General features: G+C 65.1%; 20 protein-coding genes and 1 tRNA gene. 6 read left to right on the top strand and 15 right to left on the bottom strand.

The features are described 5' to 3' along the window. Positions 1-4: 4 nt before the first annotated feature. A complete protein-coding gene (locus tag EPL03_RS04545) occupies positions 5-1,297 on the bottom strand; it encodes an NRAMP family divalent metal transporter (protein ID WP_168216177.1) in 1,293 nt (430 codons plus the stop codon). 276 nt (positions 1,298-1,573) lie between these two features. On the opposite strand from EPL03_RS04545, the gene EPL03_RS04540 reads away from it, so the two are divergent. Further along, positions 1,574-3,166 carry a class I adenylate-forming enzyme family protein gene (locus EPL03_RS04540; protein ID WP_135828131.1) on the top strand — a complete coding sequence of 531 codons (1,593 nt, stop codon included), beginning with the start codon at positions 1,574-1,576 and terminating at the stop codon, positions 3,164-3,166. Between the two features lie 32 nt (positions 3,167-3,198). On the opposite strand, the gene EPL03_RS04535 is transcribed toward EPL03_RS04540, so the two are convergent. Beyond that, the gene (locus tag EPL03_RS04535) at positions 3,199-4,266 is read right to left on the bottom strand and encodes an alcohol dehydrogenase catalytic domain-containing protein (RefSeq protein ID WP_135828130.1); all 1,068 of its coding nucleotides are present in this window, start codon (positions 4,264-4,266) and stop codon (positions 3,199-3,201) included. A gap of 220 nt (positions 4,267-4,486) precedes the next feature. Further along, positions 4,487-4,936 carry a universal stress protein gene (locus tag EPL03_RS04530; protein ID WP_135828129.1) on the bottom strand — a complete coding sequence of 150 codons (450 nt, stop codon included), beginning with the start codon at positions 4,934-4,936 and terminating at the stop codon, positions 4,487-4,489. 232 nt (positions 4,937-5,168) lie between these two features. On the opposite strand from EPL03_RS04530, the gene EPL03_RS20800 reads away from it, so the two are divergent. Then, positions 5,169-5,543 (top strand): SWIM zinc finger family protein, encoded by a 375-nt coding sequence (locus EPL03_RS20800; protein ID WP_210424895.1) that lies wholly within the window; start codon positions 5,169-5,171, stop codon positions 5,541-5,543. Next, positions 5,544-6,902 carry a hypothetical protein gene (locus EPL03_RS20280; protein ID WP_210424894.1) on the top strand — a complete coding sequence of 453 codons (1,359 nt, stop codon included), beginning with the start codon at positions 5,544-5,546 and terminating at the stop codon, positions 6,900-6,902. Positions 6,903-6,915: 13 nt separating this feature from the next. Here EPL03_RS20280 and EPL03_RS04515 read toward each other — a convergent pair whose 3' ends face one another. Then, positions 6,916-7,149 (bottom strand): hypothetical protein, encoded by a 234-nt coding sequence (locus EPL03_RS04515; protein WP_135828128.1) that lies wholly within the window; start codon positions 7,147-7,149, stop codon positions 6,916-6,918. Positions 7,150-7,376: 227 nt separating this feature from the next. On the opposite strand from EPL03_RS04515, the gene EPL03_RS04510 reads away from it, so the two are divergent. Beyond that, positions 7,377-7,784, top strand: coding sequence for a DUF6166 domain-containing protein (locus EPL03_RS04510; RefSeq protein WP_135828127.1), 408 nt, complete (start codon positions 7,377-7,379; stop codon positions 7,782-7,784). A gap of 159 nt (positions 7,785-7,943) precedes the next feature. Here the strand turns inward: EPL03_RS04510 and EPL03_RS04505 are convergent, their stop codons facing one another. From EPL03_RS04505 to EPL03_RS04495, 3 genes are all read right to left on the bottom strand, one after another. Continuing rightward, positions 7,944-8,264, bottom strand: coding sequence for a hypothetical protein (locus tag EPL03_RS04505; protein WP_135828126.1), 321 nt, complete (start codon positions 8,262-8,264; stop codon positions 7,944-7,946). Between the two features lie 142 nt (positions 8,265-8,406). Next, positions 8,407-9,531: a tyrosine-type recombinase/integrase gene (locus EPL03_RS04500; RefSeq protein ID WP_135828125.1), complete on the bottom strand. Its 1,125-nt coding sequence runs from the start codon at positions 9,529-9,531 to the stop codon at positions 8,407-8,409. A gap of 185 nt (positions 9,532-9,716) precedes the next feature. Next, positions 9,717-9,787 (bottom strand) — tRNA-Gly (locus EPL03_RS04495). Positions 9,788-10,057: 270 nt separating this feature from the next. Between EPL03_RS04495 and EPL03_RS04490 the strand changes: the two genes are divergently transcribed. Then, on the top strand, positions 10,058-10,855 hold the full coding sequence (locus tag EPL03_RS04490) for an NAD+ synthase (RefSeq protein WP_135828124.1): 798 nt from the start codon (positions 10,058-10,060) through the stop codon (positions 10,853-10,855). Positions 10,856-10,870: 15 nt separating this feature from the next. Here EPL03_RS04490 and EPL03_RS04485 read toward each other — a convergent pair whose 3' ends face one another. Next, positions 10,871-11,497 (bottom strand): hypothetical protein, encoded by a 627-nt coding sequence (locus EPL03_RS04485; RefSeq protein ID WP_135828123.1) that lies wholly within the window; start codon positions 11,495-11,497, stop codon positions 10,871-10,873. Between the two features lie 250 nt (positions 11,498-11,747). Here EPL03_RS04485 and EPL03_RS04480 point away from each other — a divergent pair, with 250 nt between their 5' ends. After that, positions 11,748-12,872 (top strand): site-2 protease family protein, encoded by a 1,125-nt coding sequence (locus EPL03_RS04480; RefSeq protein ID WP_135828122.1) that lies wholly within the window; start codon positions 11,748-11,750, stop codon positions 12,870-12,872. Positions 12,873-12,935: 63 nt separating this feature from the next. On the opposite strand, the gene EPL03_RS04475 is transcribed toward EPL03_RS04480, so the two are convergent. The 7 genes from EPL03_RS04475 to EPL03_RS04445 form a co-directional block, all read right to left on the bottom strand. Beyond that, positions 12,936-13,670: an ABC transporter ATP-binding protein gene (locus tag EPL03_RS04475; protein WP_135828121.1), complete on the bottom strand. Its 735-nt coding sequence runs from the start codon at positions 13,668-13,670 to the stop codon at positions 12,936-12,938. After that, the gene (locus tag EPL03_RS04470) at positions 13,670-14,527 is read right to left on the bottom strand and encodes an ABC transporter ATP-binding protein (RefSeq protein WP_135828120.1); all 858 of its coding nucleotides are present in this window, start codon (positions 14,525-14,527) and stop codon (positions 13,670-13,672) included. The genes EPL03_RS04475 and EPL03_RS04470 overlap by 1 nt, the downstream gene beginning before the upstream one ends. A 3-nt stretch (positions 14,528-14,530) precedes the next feature. Then, positions 14,531-15,574, bottom strand: a complete 1,044-nt coding sequence (locus EPL03_RS04465) for a branched-chain amino acid ABC transporter permease (protein ID WP_135828119.1) — start codon at positions 15,572-15,574, stop codon at positions 14,531-14,533. Continuing rightward, entirely contained in the window at positions 15,574-16,455 is an 882-nt protein-coding gene (locus tag EPL03_RS04460; RefSeq protein WP_135828118.1) for a branched-chain amino acid ABC transporter permease, read from the bottom strand. Before EPL03_RS04460 ends, EPL03_RS04465 begins: the two co-directional genes overlap by 1 nt. A gap of 18 nt (positions 16,456-16,473) precedes the next feature. Next, positions 16,474-17,832 (bottom strand): ABC transporter substrate-binding protein, encoded by a 1,359-nt coding sequence (locus tag EPL03_RS04455; RefSeq protein ID WP_135828117.1) that lies wholly within the window; start codon positions 17,830-17,832, stop codon positions 16,474-16,476. A gap of 220 nt (positions 17,833-18,052) precedes the next feature. Then, positions 18,053-18,943, bottom strand: a complete 891-nt coding sequence (thiL, locus tag EPL03_RS04450; protein WP_135828116.1) for a thiamine-phosphate kinase — start codon at positions 18,941-18,943, stop codon at positions 18,053-18,055. A gap of 72 nt (positions 18,944-19,015) precedes the next feature. Then, entirely contained in the window at positions 19,016-19,993 is a 978-nt protein-coding gene (locus EPL03_RS04445) for an oxidoreductase (RefSeq protein WP_135828115.1), read from the bottom strand. Positions 19,994-20,025: the final 32 nt, after the last annotated feature.

The following is a 20,025-nucleotide window of genomic DNA, read 5'->3' as shown; positions in this document are numbered from 1 at the left end:
CGGGTCAGTCGCCTCGCGTCCAACTCCCGCGAATGGTCAAGTGGGTGTCGGTCACTTCCCGGTAGGCGGTGTACGACAGGATGCCGAGGACGAGGACGACCGCGACCTGGAAGTAGAGGTCGTCTTCGAGGCCGTACACCGAGTACAGCGTGATGGCGAAGGCGGCGAGCAGGCCGACGACGAGATACCACGGTCCCCTGTGTTCGCCCACGTCGCGCTTCCGGACGACCGCGATGGTGAAGATCAGAATCGTCGTCGGCGCGACGACGTTGAACAGCGAGATGGCGTACACCATCAGCGGGAGCGCCGGGAGGTCGCTGAGGAACGGGCCGATAGCCGAGGAGACGACGCCCGCCACGATGACGCCCTTGAAGACGGTGCTGTCCATCGAGAGTTCGAAGTCGCGGTCGACGAACGGGAGGTGGTTGACGAGGTCCGTGACGAGATAGGCGGCGACGGCCGACATGCCCCCGATGGTGGTGAACGCGGCCGCCCACAGACCGAGCCCGAACAGGAGCGCCGCGAACCCGCCGCCGACGGGTTCGAGCGAGGTCGCGGCGTCGACCGCGCCGTTGACGGTAACCCCCTGGAGCGTGGCGGCGGCCGAGAGGTAGATGCCGACGCTGAATATCGTGAACAGGACGCCGTAGAACACGATCTGGTCGACGGCCATGAACGTGAGCTGGTCCCGGCCCCAGTCGTTGTCGTGAGCGATGTAGGCGTACCATATCGGGCCGATGCCGACCGACCCGCCCAGAATCCCGGCGAACGCGGAGGCACCGCTGGAGCCGTCGAGCAGTTTCGGGACGAGCCCCGACCCGACCGCCCCGAGGTCGAGGCCGACGTACAGCGCGTTCACGAGGAACACGGCGGCCATGAACACGGTGAACGCCGAGAGCACGGCCTCGACCGTGTCGAAGCCGCCGACGAAGATGAACGCGATGACCAGTATCAACAGCGGCGTGACCAGCCAGTCGGCGTACGGTGCGAGGGGCGGGACGAGCAACGCGGTCGTCGTGCTCAGGATGTTGCCCTGCGACCAGATGGTGTAGTACCAGACGTACAGCAACACGCCCATGAGGACGTACGTGAACACCGGGTGCGTGAAGCGGTTTATCAGGTCGACGGGCGTCTCGCCGGTTATCGCACACACCTTGCCCCCGACGTAGTAGACGGCCGCGCCGAGCCACCCGCTGAGCAGCGCCAGCCACAGCGCCGAGAATCCGAGGGTCGACCCCGCGACGGTGAGCGAGGAGATGGTGCCCGGCCCCATCGACGCGCTCATCAGGATGGCCATCGGACCGACCGTCAGAATGACGTATTTTAGTTTTCCGAGGGCACTGTTCGGTGGATTCCACGTCCTCGACGACGAACTCATGGCCCTCTCTAGAGAGTGCATCCGGATAAACCAACACGTAGCGGGGGATGTTTGCCGTCGTTCCGTTCGACCGAAACCCGGCGAGAGCGGGTCTGCGCCGCGTTTTCTCACCCGTGGCGCGTATCGGCCGTCACAGGTATCGGCAATACTGCGCCCTTCCTGAACTGATTGGTGTGGCGGCGACAAATCCCGGGTATGACGACACCGTCGCGGGGCTCTCCTACTCTCGGAAGGCTACACGAACAGGCGACGACGCTGTGGCCGGACAAAACGGCGATACTCGTGGGCGAGACCGGCGAGCGAATCACGTACGCCGAGTTCGACGCGCGGGTCGCCCGAGCCGGCAACGCGCTCGCCGCGTCGGGGGTCGGCCGAGGCGACCGCGTCGGCCTGTTCTTTCCGAACGAACCAGCGTACCTCTCGCTGTTCTTCGGCGCGACCCGACTCGGCGCTGTCCCGGTGCCGCTCAACGTCGAGTCCCCGACCGAAACGCTGGCGTACGTGCTCGACGACAGCGACGCCGGGACCGTGGTCGCGAGCGGGAGCGGCGACTGTCCGGAGCGGGCGGCAGCGGCGGCGGCGCGGACGCCGGGAACGGTGACCCTCGCGATAGACGACGCCGAACCGGGCGTCGAGTACGAGGGGCCGGCCGAGTCGTACGCCGCGGCGGTCGCGGCGGCCGACGACGAACTCGAACCCAGGGACGTCGACGGCGACGAGCCGGCGTTCCAGCCGTACACCTCCGGGTCGACGGGGCGACCGAAGGGCGTCGTCGTCGACCACGAGGGAGCGGTCTGGAACGCCAACGTCATCCGGAAGGTCCACTACTTCGACGAGAACGAGCGGGGGCTGGTGGCGGCTCCCCTGTATCACAAGAACGCGATGGCGGGGGCGGTGAAACCCCTGCTGCTCGGGGGCGGCAGCGTCGTGGTCATGAACGGGTTCGACCCCGAGGCGGTCCTCGCGGCCGTCGAGGCGTACGACGTAACCTATCTGACTGGGGTTCCGGCGATGTACAAGCTGTTGCTCGACTCAGATTCGCTCCCGGAGACCGACGTCTCGTCGGTCGAGTGGGCCATGTGCGGGAGCGACAACGTGCCCGCGTCATTACACGAGGAGTTCCGCGACGCGTTCGACGCCTCGATGCTCGAATCGTACGGCCTCACGGAGGGCGGGCCGGTCGTCTCGGCGTCGCCGCGGTGGGGCGTCCGGAAGGTCGGGAGCGCGGGGCTCGCCCTGCCCGACGTCGAGACGCGCGTCGTCGACCCCGACACCGGAGCGGAGCTTCCGCCGGGCGAACCCGGCGAACTCCTCGTGTCCTCGCCCGGCGTCGCCACGTATCACGACCGCCCGGAGAAGGTGGCCGAGGACTTCGAGTACCGGGACGGCCGACGGTTCCTCCACACCGACGACGTGGTCCGAGTCGACGAGCAGGGGTATCACTACGTCGTCGGCCGCCTCGACGACATGCTCATCGTCGGCGGCGAGAACGTCTACCCCAGCGAGGTCGAAGAGCTGCTGGAGCGCCACGACGCGGTCGAGGACAGCGCCGTGGTCGCGGCCCCCCACGCGGTCAAAGGCGAGGCTCCGGTCGCGTTCGTGGTCCAGTCCGAGAGCGAGACCGCGACCGCCGAGGAGCTGAAGCAGTTCTCCATCGACGTGGGGCCGGCGTACGCCCATCCACGGCGCGTCTTCTTCCGCGAGGACCTGCCGCTGACGGGCACCGGAAAGGTCGACCGCGAGCAGTTGGAGGCGACGGCCCGGGAGTCCATCGACGGGAAGCTGTAGTCGTCGAGTCCGTCAGGTCAGGTCCAGTCCGGTCAATCCTGGGTGAGAACCACATTGCCGTACATCTCGCGGTCCAGAACCCGGCGGAACGCCTCCTCGTAGTCGAGCAGGTCGAAGGTGTCGTCGACGACCGGCGTGATGGTCCCGTCCCAGACGTACTCGAGGAGTTCGTGGAACCCCTGGTATCGGTCGACCGAACTCCCGAGGACGTCGAGTCCCCGGATGAACACGAGCCGGAGTTCCGTCTCCGGGTTCGGGCCCGCAGTCGCGCCGGACGTGACGAGTCGCCCGCCCTGGGCCATCGAGCGCATGGACTTCGTCCACGTCTCGCCGCCGACGCAGTTGTAACAGACGTCGACGCCGCGCTCGTCGGTGAGCTCCCACACCTCGCGGTCGAACTCCGTCTCGGTGTAGTCGATGACGTGGTCGACGCCGAGGTCCCGGAGGAAATCGGCCTTCTCCTCGGTCGAAGTCGTCGCAATCAGGGTGTCGACGTTGAACACGTTCTTGGCTATCTGGACCGCGTAGGTGCCGACGCCGCCGGTCGCGCCCACGATGAGCACGTCCTCGTAGGGGCGAACCTCCGCGCGCGACGAGAGCGCTCCCCACGCGGTACTCCCCGCAATCGGGACGGCAGAGGCAGTCGTGAAGTCGACGTCGTCGGGAATCGAGAAGAGGTTCGTCCCCGGGACCGACAGGTACTCCGCGAGCCCGCCGCGTCGGTGTTCCCCGATGGTCCGGAGGTCCGGACAGAGCTGTTCTTGGCCCTGCCGACAGTACTCGCACTCGCCGCAGGTGAGCACCGGATTGACGAGGACGCGGTCGCCGACTTCCCAGTCGGTGACGCCCGCGCCGGTCTCGGCGACCACGCCCGCGACGTCGCCGCCGGTCCAGAACGGGTACTCGGACACGTAGTGGTCGAGTTCCCTGACGGTGAACACGTCGAGGTGGTTCAGCGCGGTCGCCTTCACGTCGACGAGCACGTCCCCGCGGCCCACCTCGGGCTCGGGAACGTCCAGCACGTCGAGCTGGTCGAGCGGGTTTCCGTGGTCGTGAAAGCCAATCGCCGTCATCGTCTCGCCGTCCGCTGCATCGGCCATGGCGTATTTTCACTCGCCGACGGCTATAAACCGGGTGAAGCCAGCAAGTACTGGGGGCAGTCCCGGAGGGCGCGATTCGGGAGCCGTGGACGTTCGGTTCGGATTTCGATGGCTGGCTGGGCGTCCGGACGGCGGGGCGAGAGACGCGCCGTCGCCAGCGAAGCGCCCGACGCCGGTCGCCGGCCGAGGTGTTCGCCGACCGAGGCGCTCACCGTCGCCGCTAGTCGCCGACCTCGGTTTTCACCACGGTCGCCGGGCGGGTGGTCAGTCGGAGGACGCGGTCGGTGACGCTCCCCAGCAGGGCGCGATATTCGTCCGGCCGGCGTTTGGTTCCGAGCACGAGCAGGTCCGCATCGTGGTCGTCGGCGTACGCCACGATGGACTCCGCAGGGCGACCGTGTCGCATCGCCGTCTCGACGTCGAGGCCGGCCTCCGACGCTCGGCGACGGAGCGCCGAAAGCGTCTGTTCGCCGTGCTCTTCGAGCCCGTGTTCGGGGCCTTCGGTCTCGTCGACGTACTCGTCGCCGCTGTACGCCGTCACGACGTCCTCGTCGACCACGTAGAGCACGTGGAGGGCGGCGTCGTGGGCGACCGCGAGGTCGAGCGCGTGCGACGCAGCCCGTTCGGACGCGACCGTGCCGTCCGTCGAAAGCAGAATCCTGTCGTACATTCGTCCGAGTTTCGAACGCGGATATAATAAAATCCGCTACCGATACCCGGCCCCCGAGAAGGACGAACGCTCGACGCGCTCCGGTCATCGAACCGGTCCATACGACCTGAGAGCGGTGTTCTGTCCCGGTCGCCTCGTGGACGGGACCTAGTGGTCGTGGCCCTCCATCACCATCGGACGCCCGGTAGCGTACTCGCCGGGATTCCCCTCGAAGGTCTGCGAGCACGCGGATTTGACGGCGTCGGCGTTCGCTCCAACGTGCAGTTGTCCGTACGCTGGTCCCGGCGCGTGCAAACACGTCGTCGCCGTACTGCTCGCGCTCACCGGCGAACTCCCCGCCGACGTCGACGCGCAATCGGATTCGAGAACGCCGACCGCAGTTCAGACGACTTGCCGGACTACCGGGCGTTCCTGTCGGAACGAGCAGCGTCGGGAAGCGACTGGTTCCGCCCGCGTACGAGCGAGCATCGGACGACCTCCGGAGGGAACTGTAGAACCCGCGTTCCTCGGTCACGTACGCGCCGACCGACTGCCGGAGCGAATACACGTGAGACGCTGTTCGAGCGGTATCGAGGGTATACGTGATGGCTACACGGTAGTTTTATAAATGCAAAGTCAGGTATTGTTATCAGAAGGTGACAATTCTTTGCGTCGGGATGGTGTAACCAGACGACAGCTCCTCGGGACAGCAGTCGCCGCCACGGTCGGACTCGCCGGGTGTAGCGGAACTGACCAAGACCAACAAGACCGTTCTGACGGATCTACTGGAATCACCACAACCACGCAGAGAACTACTGCCGCTGAGGAAACAGCTACCGCTGAGGAGAGTACTACGGAGGAACTGGAGCGTCCCGCTAAGTACCGTGTCGACCTCAAAAACACTGATGGGGAGAACATCGGCAACCACCAAACACAAACACCAGTAGACGACCACACATTCAACCAACCACTAGAAGCATTCAACGGAAACACCATCGAAGAGCAGAGACAGATCTGGAACGACGAAATGGCGTACCCAACTTTGATTGCCGATCTCAAAGACGGAGACAAACAACAAATACAGGAACAGTACAAAGGAAGCAAGTACGGAAGCAGCGTTGAATACCCTAACGCTGAGGAAGACGACGATGGAACATGGAACCTCAACGACTTCCAAAACACCGACAAAATACAGGAAATACTCAGCTTCGGAAGAAACGCACTCCACGTACACTACCTCGAAAACAATTTTACAAGCTGGAGTACGGAAAACGACCACTTCGCATCAACACTCCAAAAAATCTGTAACGAACTCCACGACGAAAACCCGGACAACGAAAACATAATCGAAACCACATACGTCAACGAAGGCAACCACGGAACAGTAATGGCCTACGCAGACCCAGAAAAAACAGATACAGAATACACCCACTTCGACGGTGAAACACACGGAGAGTTCAACTGGTGGTTCGTCGACACAACAGACAACTGGACCCTACCAATCAACAACGACCAGATAAGAATAGGTCCAGGTGCCAGAGGAGGATACAACCCGTTCATCGAAGGTTACAGCGGAGAAGAACAGGTAAGCGACCCAGAAAACCACTACAGATACGACACAGAGAAAACTAAAGCAGTCGCACCATTACTCGGATTTACCAGAGGAAGCCAACACACAGACATGAACGTCGACAACATATCACTATCCGACCCTCTACTTGAGAACATCTACAACACACATATTCCGGAAGGCGAAGCCGCCGACCCAATCATTGATATGATGCTGAAGGCCAGCCAACTACAGATAGAGACCGGTGAACACGTCCAAGTTTACGGAGATAGCTTGGATTATAATCAGGAGGATGAAGTGTTTGAAGGTGCGGCGTACGCAGTTAACGACGGAGAACTCCACAACATGAGTATGGATCCTGAGACTCGTTTAACTATGGACAGTGTGGACAGCTTCCTTGAAGCAGAAACCGCATAACTTTCTTCTTTTTTTAGTTTCCAAATCCTTCTCTCTTGGTGTAGAAACCGTTAGAGTTGTCCAGCCATTCCCGTGCCTGTTCCTTGAACTCTACAGGATTATATCTCATCTTTAGCTCGCCAAAAAATGTCTCCGGTGGTTCTGCACTGATTGCTTTCTGTTGGGAGTTGTAGTAACAAGTCTTTCCCGAAACGGTCTTGGTGTATTCTGCGTCTTCAGAGGTTTTCTGGGCGTCAAAGTACGCCACCTTCCGCATCAACTCCACAGACTCATCACTGGCAGTGGTTAGACAGGTTTGAACCGGGTGAGAATCAGGCCTATCAGAGTACCCAATCACGGGCTAAATCAGGTTTGAATCACCACCGACTATACATTGTACAGTGATTCCGAGCAGGACCCGAACGGGGAGGTGGGGCTCTCGGTGATGTATCACCCCGTTTGGTATTTGAATATTCGACGATAATTATGCGTGGTATGAAGTGGGGAGATGATGTTGCGTTGCCGGAGTTGGAGCGTCCGCCCGAAACCGTATATCGTGGTGAACGGGAGGGACAGCTCGTCGACTGCTTCGGCGGTGACGAAGTTCAGGAGAAGTATGCGCCAGACGTCTACGTTTCTGAACCGGGGACTCACCTAGAGTTTCCGTTGCTTCCGCGACGGGAGCTAAGCAACTCTGCTCCGCAGGCAAGCTACCAATGGGGGTATTCGGGGCACGGTCCGTACCTGCTGGCGGTGTCGCTCGTTGCGGATGCATACGGCGATGACGACGTGGCGCTTACGTACCAGACTGAGGTTGAGGAATTGATCGACGGATTCGACCAGCACGATGACTGGGAGCTACGCGCGAAGGAACTCGATGACTTCATCAGGGACGGCCTGTGACGGATTTTGGCTCTGTTTTTCGGGGAGTCGGAGGTTGATTTGCGTTGTTCCCATAAAAAGCACTTGTACCGATAGTATACCTACAACGTTGTAAGCGTTAGATCCTCACCGTTTTCCGTCGCTCATCTTGTCTCAGAGATCTACCAACGGAGGAAAAACTTAGAGGCCGTAGTTGTCCCACCCTCTGTTATCAGATTCATCGCAAAGAGATTGAGGAACCTGCATAGTTTGCTTCTCATTGAGAGCGTTTTGACGATAGCGTTCCTTCAGTTCGCCTTCGAGGTTATGGTGGTCGAGATGGTAGTCGACACCTTGTTTCCACTTGATGGGGGAGAGTTCACCGTCTACGCCACAGTAGAGCTGTTGTTTGTTGCACACTGGGCATGTCACCACGACGGCTTTCCGTGTAGCAGATTTGGTTTCTGCCTTCGTTGGTGAACAACTGGAGCAGATCCATTTCCCGTCAATCTTCTTCATCATCGAACCACAGTCCTCACAGAACTCCATCTCTATTTTAGCAGTAAGCCCCTCCGAACCATCTAAACGTTGTCAATCACAGATAGGTTTGAAAGGTTGAGTACTAACCGGGGGGAAAGAGAGGAGATTCCTTCGTCTTTGGGTGTCAGTCCCACTTGTTCACGGTCTCCTGCCGGTCCTCGACCGGTGCCTGATCGTACCGGAGCGCCATCTCCTTGGATCGCTGGCGCAACTGCTGCTGGACGGCAGCAGATCCCTGGTCGCGGCTCATCTGGGTGCCGACGCTATGCCGAATACTGTACCACGAGATATCTCTGTTCTTCGTCGGGATTCCTGCTTTCTCGCAAAGCTTCTGGAGAAGCCGGTTGAGTGCTTCCGAGCCGTAGGGGTTGCTATATCGTGTTAACCAAAGCGCATCCGAGTCACGGTACTTCTCGTAGTTCTCACGTTCGGACAGCCACTTCCGGAGGATGTTCGCAGTCCGGTCGCTCATCGCGACGCGCCAGTTCTCAGTGTTCTTCGTGGACTCCTCCTTCGGAATCCGGAACAGGTTGTTCTCGAGGTCGAGCCAGCTCACCTTCGCGCGGCCCACCTCTTTCGGTCGGAACCCGGCGTCCATCGAGGCGTAGACTATCGAGGTGTACTTCCAGCCGTTCGCCCGTTCCCAATCTGCTTTGGTTACCTTCTCCTTCGGTTTCTCGAAGCGCTGGGCGAGGTATGCCTTCCACCGACTGCGCTCCCGCGGATCAACGCTGTTGTAGTGCGGAATCGACCCGTGCTCGAGGACGGCCTGCTTGATCTTCCGGCGCTCATCCCCGGTGAGGAAGTCCCGGACTTGGTGGGTCTGTGATCCGCCGTTGGTGAACTTGATCTCGGGCTCCCAGTCGATCTCTCTACCCTTCTCGAAGTTCAAGAACTTGAACAGGGTCTTGATCGCCTTTTGAATGCCCGCTTTGTAGGTCTCCGAGTGCTCCTCGTACACCAACTCCTTCGTGTAGGCGTCCGCGTGATCGGTGGTCGCGTGTAATGTGTACCCGTCTTCGTGGTCCCAGAGCCAGCGAAGGAACCGGTCGATCTTGTATGCGCGCTGCCGGGCCGTATCGTAGGCGTACCCCTCGGCTTTCTCCGGGTCTTTGCCGAGATGGCACAGCCACTTGATGAGCTGAATCCGGTGATCCCGGTAGTCCTCCAACTGTCTCTGGTTTAAGTAATGTTCCGTAGCTTCTGGGATGACGACGATGTCTTCGATTTGGTCACGACTCTGTACCATGAAATTTCACCTCCCGGGTCACGGAAACCGTAGTCGGGCTGTCTCTAGTGCTAGTAAGCCTGAAACGTTTTAAATCTCGGGGACGGCGTGGGGGTCGATACTGGCCACCCGGATTGTAAGCTTGGATTCGGGTCATATGGGTTTTCCTGAGGACCCGGAATACTGGCGGGAGAAGGCTTGAGGGATGCGCCGGCCGGGAATTGAACCCGGGCTATGAGCTTGGGAAGCTCATGTCCTACCACTAGACCACCGGCGCACTGCGCTCACTTCGTTCGCTCGTGCGCCGAGCCCTGCCTCGCTTCGCTCGGCAGGACACCGGCGCACTGCGTTCGCTTGCGCCCCGAGGCTCGCAAATCCGACGGACTCGCTCACCACCGGCGCGCTTCGATTGCGTCTCCCGTTTCCGCCCGGTCGCACTTCAACGTAGCGCTTCAGCCCGACCCGTCTGTCCGCGTAGACCTGCCCATTCGTCCAGAAATATCGGCGCGCCCCCGGCTTTTAGTCACCGCCGTCCCAACCCTCACCCATGATAGAACTGGCGTTCTCCGAGTCGGAAATCGAAGCCCGCAGGGACCACATCGTCGAGTTCATCCGCGACACCGTGGCCGCCGCCGGCACCGAGCAGGCCGTCCTCGGGCTCTCGGGCGGCATCGACAGCACGCTGACCGCCAACCTCGCGGTCGAGGCGCTCGGCGAGGACAACCTCCACGGGCTGGTGATGCCCGGCGAGGTGAGCCGCGACGACAACATGAGCGACGCCGAGTGGGTCGCCCAGGACCTCGGCATCGAATACGACGTCCTCGAAATCAACCCCATCGTCGACGAACTCCTCGACGCCTATCCCGAGGCCGAGGGCGACCAGATAGCCGTGGGCAACGCTCGCGCCCGGACCCGAGCCGTCCTGAACTACCTCGTCGCCAACCACGAGGGCGCGGTGGTCCTCGGCACGGGCAACCGGAGCGAGGCGGCGGTCGGCTACTTCACCAAGTACGGCGACGGTGCGGTCGACTGCCACCCCATCGGCAACCTCTACAAGCGGCAGGTCCGCCAGCTCGCGGCCCACGTCGGCGTCCCCGACGAACTGGTCGAGAAGCAGCCGACCGCCGGCCTCTGGGCGGGCCAGACCGACGAGGAGGAGCTGGGGCTGGGCTACGACCTGCTCGACGCCGTCCTCGCGCTCCACGTCGACGGCCCGCTGTCGGTCGCCGCGACCGCCCGGGCCGTCGACGGCGTGAGCGAGTCCGACGTCGAGCGCGTCCGCGAGATGTACGACCGGAGCGAGCACAAGCGCCACGCCCCGCCCTCACCCGAGCCGCTCGACTGATTCGCTTCGAGCGAGCTATCCCGACCCGTTCGCGACGATGCGGACGTCGTCGCCCCTCTGCAGAACGTACGACGAGGGGTCGACCGGCTCGCCGTTCACCTCGACGACCACGGTGTCGCCGGCGTCGGCGTCGTAGGTCGTGCCGTCGTACGAGACGGTGCTCTGGGTCACGTCCACGCCGAGCGTTCCCATCGCGTACGTCAGCGTCACGTCCTGAGCGTGGACGTGCCACCGCTCGCCGTTCCCGTTCTCGAAGTGGAAGGGGTCGGCCTGCAACTGGAACTGCGAGCGGCTGAAGTCCAGTTCCTGCCCGCCGACGGTCACGGCTATCGTGCCGTGATAGTGTTCAGTGCCGACCGAGTGCGGTTGCATGGCCGCCTCGGCTCCGCTCGCCCCGCCCGGTCCGTCGGTCGCGCCGCCGCCCGAGAAAAAGAGGACGTACGCCAGCGCGCCGGCGAGCGCGAGCGCGCCGACCGCGGCCGCGTACGCCACGACGCTGCTGCCCTCGTCGGCGTCCATCGCAGCGACCCGTCGCTGCTCTATCGGTCCGAGGTCGTCGGCGTGTTCGTCCCGGAGGTGGAGGAGGTACGGCTCCTCGTCGTCGAACGTCGCCCCGCAGTGGTCGCACGTCTCGGTGCTCATCGCGTCGACTCCCGAGTTCCCATATGTGCTCGGGTGGGTCTCGGACGGTTTCAGTCTTTGCGTCGGCGTCGTGGCAGTGTTCGGACAAGCGGCCGGAATCGGGACGGTGACTTCGAAGCCCTCGAACCGTTCGGTCCGCTGGGACGTCGAGTGAGACGGCAGGCTCATCCGGCAGTGGGTCCGTCGGTCTGAACGCGACCGGCCGCTCCGTCCGGGGGTTTATCAACTATCGCGCCGTACGCCCGGGTGAATGGGTTCGAGCGACCCGCCCGCAGACGGCCCGCCGCTGGAGCGACTCGCGGCCGTGTTCCGCGTCTACGAGGCCGACCGCGAGGGCGACCGACTCCTCTACTACGGGGAACCGCTGGTGCCCCGCGACCGGCTGCTGGAGACCGCGTGGCCGCTGTTCCGCGAGCAGGGCTACGAGGTCCAACTGGCGACCGACACCGGCGAGTACGTCCTCGTGGCCGAGCCAGCCGACACCGGGTTCGACGGCGTCCCGTGGACCAACGTGGCGCTGTTCGTGCTCACGATACTGTCGACGCTGTACGCCGGGGCCGCGTGGTACCACGTCGACCTCGCCGAGAACCCGCTGGGCGTCGTGGAGGCGTGGCCGTTCATGGCCGCCGTGGTCGGCGTCCTGTTGACCCACGAACTCGGCCACTACGTGATGACCCGGTACCACGACGTGAACGCCTCGCTGCCGTACTTCATCCCGCTGCCGTTCAGCATCATCGGGACGATGGGCGCGGTCATCCGGATGAAAGGCCAGATGCCCGACCGGAAGGCGCTGTTCGACATCGGGGTCGCGGGACCGCTCGCCGGCCTCGTGGCGACCGTCGTCGTCACCGCAATCGGGCTGTCGCTGCCGCCCGAACAGGTCCCGGCCAGCCTCGCGAGCAACCCCAACGCCATCCAGCTGGAGTTCGGCTATCCGCCGTTGCTGGAACTCATCGCGTGGGCGGTGGGCGAGCAGACGACCTACGGGCCGGGTCAGTCGGTCAGCCCCGTGGTCATCGGCGGCTGGGTCGGGATGTTCGTCACGTTCCTCAACCTCATCCCGGTTGGCCAGCTCGACGGCGGCCACATCGTTCGGGCGATACTCGGCGAGCAACAGGAGCGGGTCGCCGCGCTGGTTCCGGTCGCGCTCTTCGGCCTCGCGGCGTACGTCTTCTACGTCGAGGACGTGTCCAACGCCTCGATTCTGTGGGCGTTCTGGGGCCTGCTGGCGACCTACGTGGCCTACGTCGGCCCGGCCAACCCCATCTCCGAGGAGGGGTTGGACCCGAAACGGAAGGCGCTCGGCGTCCTGACGTTCGTCCTCGGCATCCTGTGTTTCACGCCGGTCCCTATCGAGATTCTGGCCGGCGCGTGAGCGGGTCGGCCAGCCGGACCCGAACTCGGCCGGACGCGTGTTCCGCCGATGGGAGGCGGGCAGCTACTCGCCGAGGTAGAGGTCCCGGACGCGCTCGGAGTCCCGGATGGTGTCGGCGTCGGCCTCGAACTTGTTCTCGCCCACGTCGAGGGCGTACGCGCGGTCGGTCACTTCGAGCGCGGCTTTCACGTTCTGTTCGACCATCAACACCGCAGTTCCGGCCTCCCGAACCCGGTCGACGTGTTCGAACGCCCGCTCGATGAGCTGGGGCGCGAGCCCCGCCGAGGGCTCGTCGACGAGCAGCAGGTCGGGGTCGGGCATGAGCGCCCGCGCCATGGCGAGCATCTGTCGCTCGCCGCCCGAGAGGGTCTCGGCGTCCTGTCCGTGACGCTCTTCGAGCCTCGGGAACAGGTCGTACATCGTCTCGCGGCGCTTCTCGGGGTCGGCGGCGTGAATCGACCCGATGTCGAGATTCTCCCCGACCGTCAGGTTCGGGAACACGTTCTCGGTCTGTGGGACGTAGGCCACGCCGTTGGGCACCATCTCGTTCGAGGCCAGCGCCGAGAAGTCCTGGCCGTCCATCTCGATGGTGCCGTCCCAGAGCGGGAGCTGTTTGAACAGCGCCCGCATCAGCGTCGACTTGCCCGCGCCGTTCGGACCGAACAGCAACACGACCTCGTCCGCCTGCACGTCGACGTCCACGCCGTACAGCACTTGCAGGTCGCCGTATCCGGTCTCGACGTCGCGCGCCGAGAACAGGGCGTCGTCGTACCGCCGAATCGTCTCGATGTCGGCCATCAGTCGTACCCTCCGAGATACGCTTCGACGACCCGCTCGTCGTCCCGCACGATGCTCGGCGGCCCGGACGCCAGCGTCTGTCCGTTGTGCATCACGACCACCCTGTCGCAGTTCTCCATCACGACGTCCATGTCGTGTTCGATGAACAGTATCGTTCGACCGCGGTCGTTGAGTTCGCGGAGCCGGGCCAGCAGTTCGTCGGTCAGCGACGGGTTGACGCCGGCTATCGGTTCGTCCAGCATGATTATCTCGGGGTCGAGCATCAGGACCCGACCCAGTTCGAGCAGCTTCCGCTGGCCGCCCGACAGCCCGCCGGCGTAGTCGTCGGCGAGGTGGTCGAGTTCGAGGAACTCCAGCGTCTCGTCGACTCGCGCCTGCACGTCGGCCTCCTCCTCGCCGACGGTTCCGGGCCGGAACAGCGCGCCCAGCGCCCGCTCGCCGGTCTGTCGCTCGGCCGCGAACGCCATGTTCTCCCGGACCGTCATGCCCCGGAACGTCTTGGGGGTCTGGAACGTCCGGCCGACCCCGCGCCTGGCTATCTCGGTCGGCGACCGGCCGTGGATTGGCTCGCCGTCGAGCCTGACCGCGCCGCCGTCGGGCTCGTAGACGCCGGTGATGCAGTCGAACAGCGTCGACTTGCCCGCGCCGTTGGGGCCGATGAGGCCCGTTATCGATGCCTCCTCGACGCCGAACGAGACGCCGTCGACCGCCACGAGGCCGCCGAACTGCTTGACGACGCCGTCGACTTCGAGGAGGTCCGTCGAGTCGTCGGCGCTCGCGCCGGCGTCGGACTGGTCGCGGCCGTCGGTGTCGGTATCGTTCGCGGCCGCGTCGTCGACGGGTGAGTTCGCACTCATCTGTCAGTCCTCCTCCCCCAGCGCTTCGATCTCGGCGGGGTCGCCGAACAGTCCCTCCGGACGATACCGGACGACCAGCACGAACAGGACGCCAACGACCACGAACCGCATGCTCGGCACGAACGACGGGGTGTTCGGCAGCGGGCCGAACAGCGCGGGGAGAATCCCGCTCAGCGCCTCGGGCAGCATCGACTGGACCCAGTCGTAGGCGGTGGTGATGAACCGGGTCGACTCCTCGAACGCCACCACGAGGAACGCGCCGCCTACCGCACCGACGTTCGAGGCCGCGCCGCCCAGCAGCATCGCGGCCCAGACGGTGAACGTGACGTGGGGCACGAACTGCGCGGTCACGACGCTCCCGAGGTAGTGGGCGTAGATGCCGCCCGCCAGCCCGGCTATCGCGCCGCCGATGGCGAACGACTTCAGCTTCACCACGGGAGTATTCTTGCCGAGCGCCTTCGCGGCGGCCTCGCTCTCGCGGACGCCCTTCAGCAGCCGCCCGAACGGCGCGCCCAACAGTCGGGTGAGCACCAGGTAGACGACCGCGAGGGCGGCCGCGGCGAACGCGAGGTAGGCGAGTTGCCACGCGTCGGCCGACAGCATCGCTCGGCCCGGCTTCGGGACGCTGTTCATCCCGAACGACCCGTTGGTCAGCCACGCCTCGTTGACGAGGACGTCGCCGAACACGCCCGCCAGCGCGAACGTCGCGATGGCGAGGTAGTGGGTGCCGAGCCGGACGCTCGTCAGCCCGATGAGGAACGCGAGTGTCCCGCCCGCGAGGGTCGCGGCCGCGAGGCTCACCGGGAACCCCAGCGGCATGGGGAGGTTGAACCATATCTCGTAGCTCGCGTTCGTGACCTGCGAGGGCGGGGGCATCGTCACGATGGCCGAGGCGTACGCGCCAGCAGCGAAGAAGGCGACGTGCCCGAAGTTCAACAGCCCGGTGTAGCCGTAGTGGACGTTCAGCCCGAGCGTGAGCAGGCCGTAGATGCAGCCGATGGTCGCCACCGTCACGAAAAAGGAGAGTCCGCCGCCCAGCAGCGCCATCAGAACTCACCCCCTCTGATGCCCTCGGGGCGGACGAGCAACACGCCCACGAGGATGAGGAAGGCGTACGCTCGGGTGTAGTTGGCCGAGAGGTACGTCGAGCCGAAGTTCATCGCCAGCCCGATGAACAGCGCGCCCAGCATCGCGCCGTACGGTCGCCCGATGCCGCCCAGCAGCGTGGCCGCGAAGATGACGATGAGGTACTCGAAGCCGACGGCCGGCCGGAACGGCGAGAACAGCACGGCGTACAGGACGCCCGCGAGCGCGCCCGCCGCCGCCGAGATGAACCACGTCCGCCGGACGACGCTCGTGGTGTCGATGCCGGCGATCTCGGCCAGCGACCGGTTCCCGCTGGTCGCGCGCATCCGCTTGCCGAGCATCGTGCGCTGGAGCAGCAGGTGGATGGCCAACATGGTGAGGACGCTGACGACGATTACGCCGAGTTCGAGGTCCGTGAGCCGGACGAGCCCGAAGTAGTCCTGGCGGCGCAGCAGGGGAATGGGGAGCTGTCGCGGCTCGACGCCGACCCAGCCCTGCAGCAGGTTCCGCAGGATGAACGACACCCCGATGGACGTTATCAGCAGGGGGAGCGGACCCCGGTCCGATATCGGCTCGAAGAACGCGCGCGAGACGGCCACGCCGAGGACGCCGACGACGAGGACGGCGACCACCGCCGCGACCGGCAGGGGAAGCGACAGTCCGAACAGGCCGGCCGCGAGGAACACCGTCAGGTACGCGCCGTACGTGAGGAACTCCCCGTACGCGAAGTTGATGAACCGCGTGACGCCGTACGAGAGGGTCAGGCCGACCGCGCCGACCGCGATGACGCTTCCCTCGATGAGACCGAACACGACCGTCTGCAAGAGATTGTCGAGAACCATTCTGGGGGAGAGAACGGCTCAGAGTTCCTCTGGGGGCAGGTACGACGCCTCGGTCCACGACCCGTCCTGGACCCGCCGGATGGAGAAGGGCGCGACGATGTCCCCGTTCTCGTCGAAGTCGATGGGCCCGACCAGCCCGCCGTAATCGACGTCGGTGCCGCCGTCGATGGCCTCGGCCCCGTCCGTGTAGTTCGTGACCGTCTGCTCGGGCGGCGTCGCGACGGTCCTGATGCCCGAGGCGACGTTGGGTCCGGTCACGTCGTCGCCGTCGGCCGCGACCTGCTTCATCGCGAGCCCCAGGACGTTTATCGCGTCGTAGGTGTTCGTGACGAACTGCTTTTCCCCCTCGTCCCAGCCCGCGTACTCGGTGACGCGCTCGAAGAAGTTCTCCAGTCGCCCGCCCTCCTCGGCGGGACCGTACGGGGCCGCCTGCAGCCCCAGCATGTCGGCCGTGACCTGGCTCTCGCTCTGGGAGAGGAAGTCCTGGTTGGTCTGGTCCTGGGTGAGGAACCAGTTGCCCTCGTAGCCCGCCTGATAGCCCGCCTCGGTTATCTTCACGCTGTCCTCGACCGACGCGATGAGCACCGTGATCTCGGGGTCGGAGTTCATCATCTGCTGGACCTCCGACTGGTAGGAGGCCTTGCCGGTCCGGACGTCCATCGCCGTCGTGACGGTGCCCCCGAGTTCCTCGAACGCCGAGCGGACCGGCTCCTTGAACGACTGGAACACCTCCTCGTTGCCGACCATCAGCGCCATCCGCTCGTAGTTCCGGATGCCGTTGAACTCCTGGTCGCCGGCGGCCACCGCGATGGCGCGCCCGCCCAGCGAGTCCGAGGACACCGTCCGGAAGACGTACTCGCCGCCCCGGTCGTCGAGCGACGTCGTCCCGGCTGTCGGCGTGACCACGGGCACCTCGTTGTCTATCAGCGTGTCGATGACCGCCGACATGGTGATGCTGGTCGGACCGACCACGGCGCGGACGTTCTCGACGTTGACGAGCCGATTGACCGCCGACACCGCCGCGTCCGGCGAGGCCTCGGTGTCGGCCTGCACGACGTTCACGTCCCGGCCGTCGATGCCGCCCTGTCCGTTTATCTCCTCGACGACCATGTTCACGACGGGCAGCACGTTCGCGCCGACCCACGCGTAGTCGCCCGAGAACGGCAGCGGGACGCCGATGGATATCGCGTCGGAACCGCCGCCGCCGTCGCTCGTGGTCGTCGTCCCGCCGTCCTCGCCGGACTCGTCCTCGGTCGTCGCGCCGTCCGTCGGCTCGCTCTCGGTCGCCTGGTCGCCGTCGCCGGTACAGCCGGCCAGTATCGTCGCGGTCGCCAGCCCGCCGGTCCGTTTCAGGAACCGTCGCCTGTTTGTGGACATACGCACCCCTATTCATGATTATAATAGATATGGTTTTGGGTATATAAGGATAATAATGTTCGGTTCCGAAACACCGGCAAATATTGAAGATACACAACCGGAATTCGGACGTTTCTCGACGGTACGTCGATTGCGTCAGGTCGGCGTCGCGCGTCCGCTCGCACCCCTGGGGAGTCCGGTGTCGGCCGGGAGAGGACTCGGCGACCTCCGCGCGGCCGGGCTACGCTTGCCCGTGGGTGAACCCGCGGTCGGGCAGCGGCTCGCCGTCCATCTCGACGCCCGACTCGGTGACCTCGCCGACGACCGTGATGGGCGTCGGCGCGGCGTCCCGAATCGTCGGCAGGTCCGCTTGCGCGACGGTGAAGACCAACTCGAAGTCCTCGCCGAAGAAGGCGGCGAGCTCGCGCAGGTCGGCGGCGTCGGCCGCGAGCTCCCCCACCGCGTCGGCCACCGGAATCGCGCCCCACTCGACCGCGAACCCGCAGTCGCTGGCCGCCGCGAGCTGGTGGAGCGAGCGCGCGAGCCCGTCGCTCGAATCCATCATCGCGGTGGCGTAGGGAGCGACCGCCCGGCCGGTCGCGACCCGGGGCTCGAACTGGAACAGGTCGTTGGCGCGCTCGACCGTCTCCCGCCCGCTCGCGTCCTCGAACAGGCGGAGAGCCGCGCCGGTGCGCCCGAGCGTCCCGGTGACACAGACCACCTCGCCCGGACGCGCACCCGAGCGCAACACGGGGTCGTCGGTCCGACCGAGCGCGGTGGTCGCGGCCGTGAACTCCCGGCTCTCGTCCAAGTCGCCGCCGACGTACTCCGCGCCGACCGCCTCGCAGACGTCGGTCGCGCCCGCGACGAAATCCGCGAGTTCGCCCGCGTCGAACCCGGGCGCGGCGTAGACCGCCACCGCGGCCGTGGCGGCGGCCCCCATCGCGGCCACGTCCGACAGCGACGCGCCGACCGCCCGCCAGCCCGCCGTGTACCGGGTGGTCCCGGCCGGGAAGTCGGTGGTGTCGTGGAGCATGTCCGTCGTCAGCACCTGCCCGTCGACGACCGCCGCGTCGTCGCCCGCGTGCGGGAGTTCGTCGGCGAGCATCGCCAGTGCGGCCCGCTCGTCCATGCTCGGGCGTTGACGCGCGGGGGTGAAAGGTCTGCGGTCTCGAAACTGTGTGACTGGCTCGACTCGCCGGAACTACGGAGCCACTCGGGGTTCGAGGTCGACGGTCACGCCGGTCAGTTCCTCGGAGACCGACCAGAGCCGCTCGGCCGCGTCGCGGTCGTACGAGGCGTCGCTCGACCGCTGGACCGCCGGCGGTCCGCGCATGTTCAACAGCCCGCCGGGCCCGACGTACTCGCCGCCCGAGAGGTCGGACGCGGTGGCGGCGTACAGCATCGGGAGCGCGCCCGCCTCGGCCGACTGGGCGAGGACCGCGTTCATCGCCTCCATCAGCCACAGCCTGAGTCGCGAGCCGCGCATCTCGGGGCCCCGCCGCTGGAGGTTCGTGGCGGCGAAGCCGGGATGACACGCCACGCTGGTCACGTCGGTCGCGTCGGCCGCGTCGAGGCGACGCTGGAGTTCGTAGGCGAACAGCACGTTCGCCAGCTTGCTCTGGGCGTAGGCGTCCCACCTGTCGTACGAGCGCTGGCTCTGGAGGTCCTCGAAGTCGACCTCGCCGCGCTCGTGGACGCCGCTGCTCTGGGTGACGACCCGCGTCTCGCCGGACGTCTCGCGCAGGCGGTCGACGAGCAGTCCCGTCAGCGCGAAGTGGCCGAGGTGGTTGACGCCGAACTGCATCTCGAAGCCGTCCTCGGTCTCGCGCCGGGGAATCGCCATCACGCCGGCGTTGTTGCAGAGGACGTGGAGGTCGTCGTGGGTCTCGCGGAACTCGTCGGCGAACGCCCGGACCGAATCGAGGTCCGCGAGGTCGAGCGTCGCGACTTCGAGCGACCCCCGGTGGCTCTCCGTCGCGCCCGCCCCACCCCGAATCGCCCGCTTGGCGTCGGTGCCCCGCTCCTCGCTCCGGCAGGCCATCACGACGTGCGCGCCCCTCCGGGCGAACGCCTCGGTGGCCTCGAAGCCGAGGCCGCTGTTCGCGCCCGTGACGATCACGGTCTGGCCGTCCATCTCGGGCATCTCGGCCGCCGTCCAGTCGCTTCCGGTTCGAACCATACCCCGGCGTAGTGCCCGAACCACCGAAAATC

Source organism: Halorussus halobius, from assembly GCF_004765805.1.
In the GTDB taxonomy this organism is placed as follows: Archaea; Halobacteriota; Halobacteria; order Halobacteriales; family Haladaptataceae; genus Halorussus; species Halorussus halobius.
The sequence above is the reverse complement of the archived record's forward strand: the minus strand, read 5'-3'. Positions and strand labels throughout refer to the sequence as shown.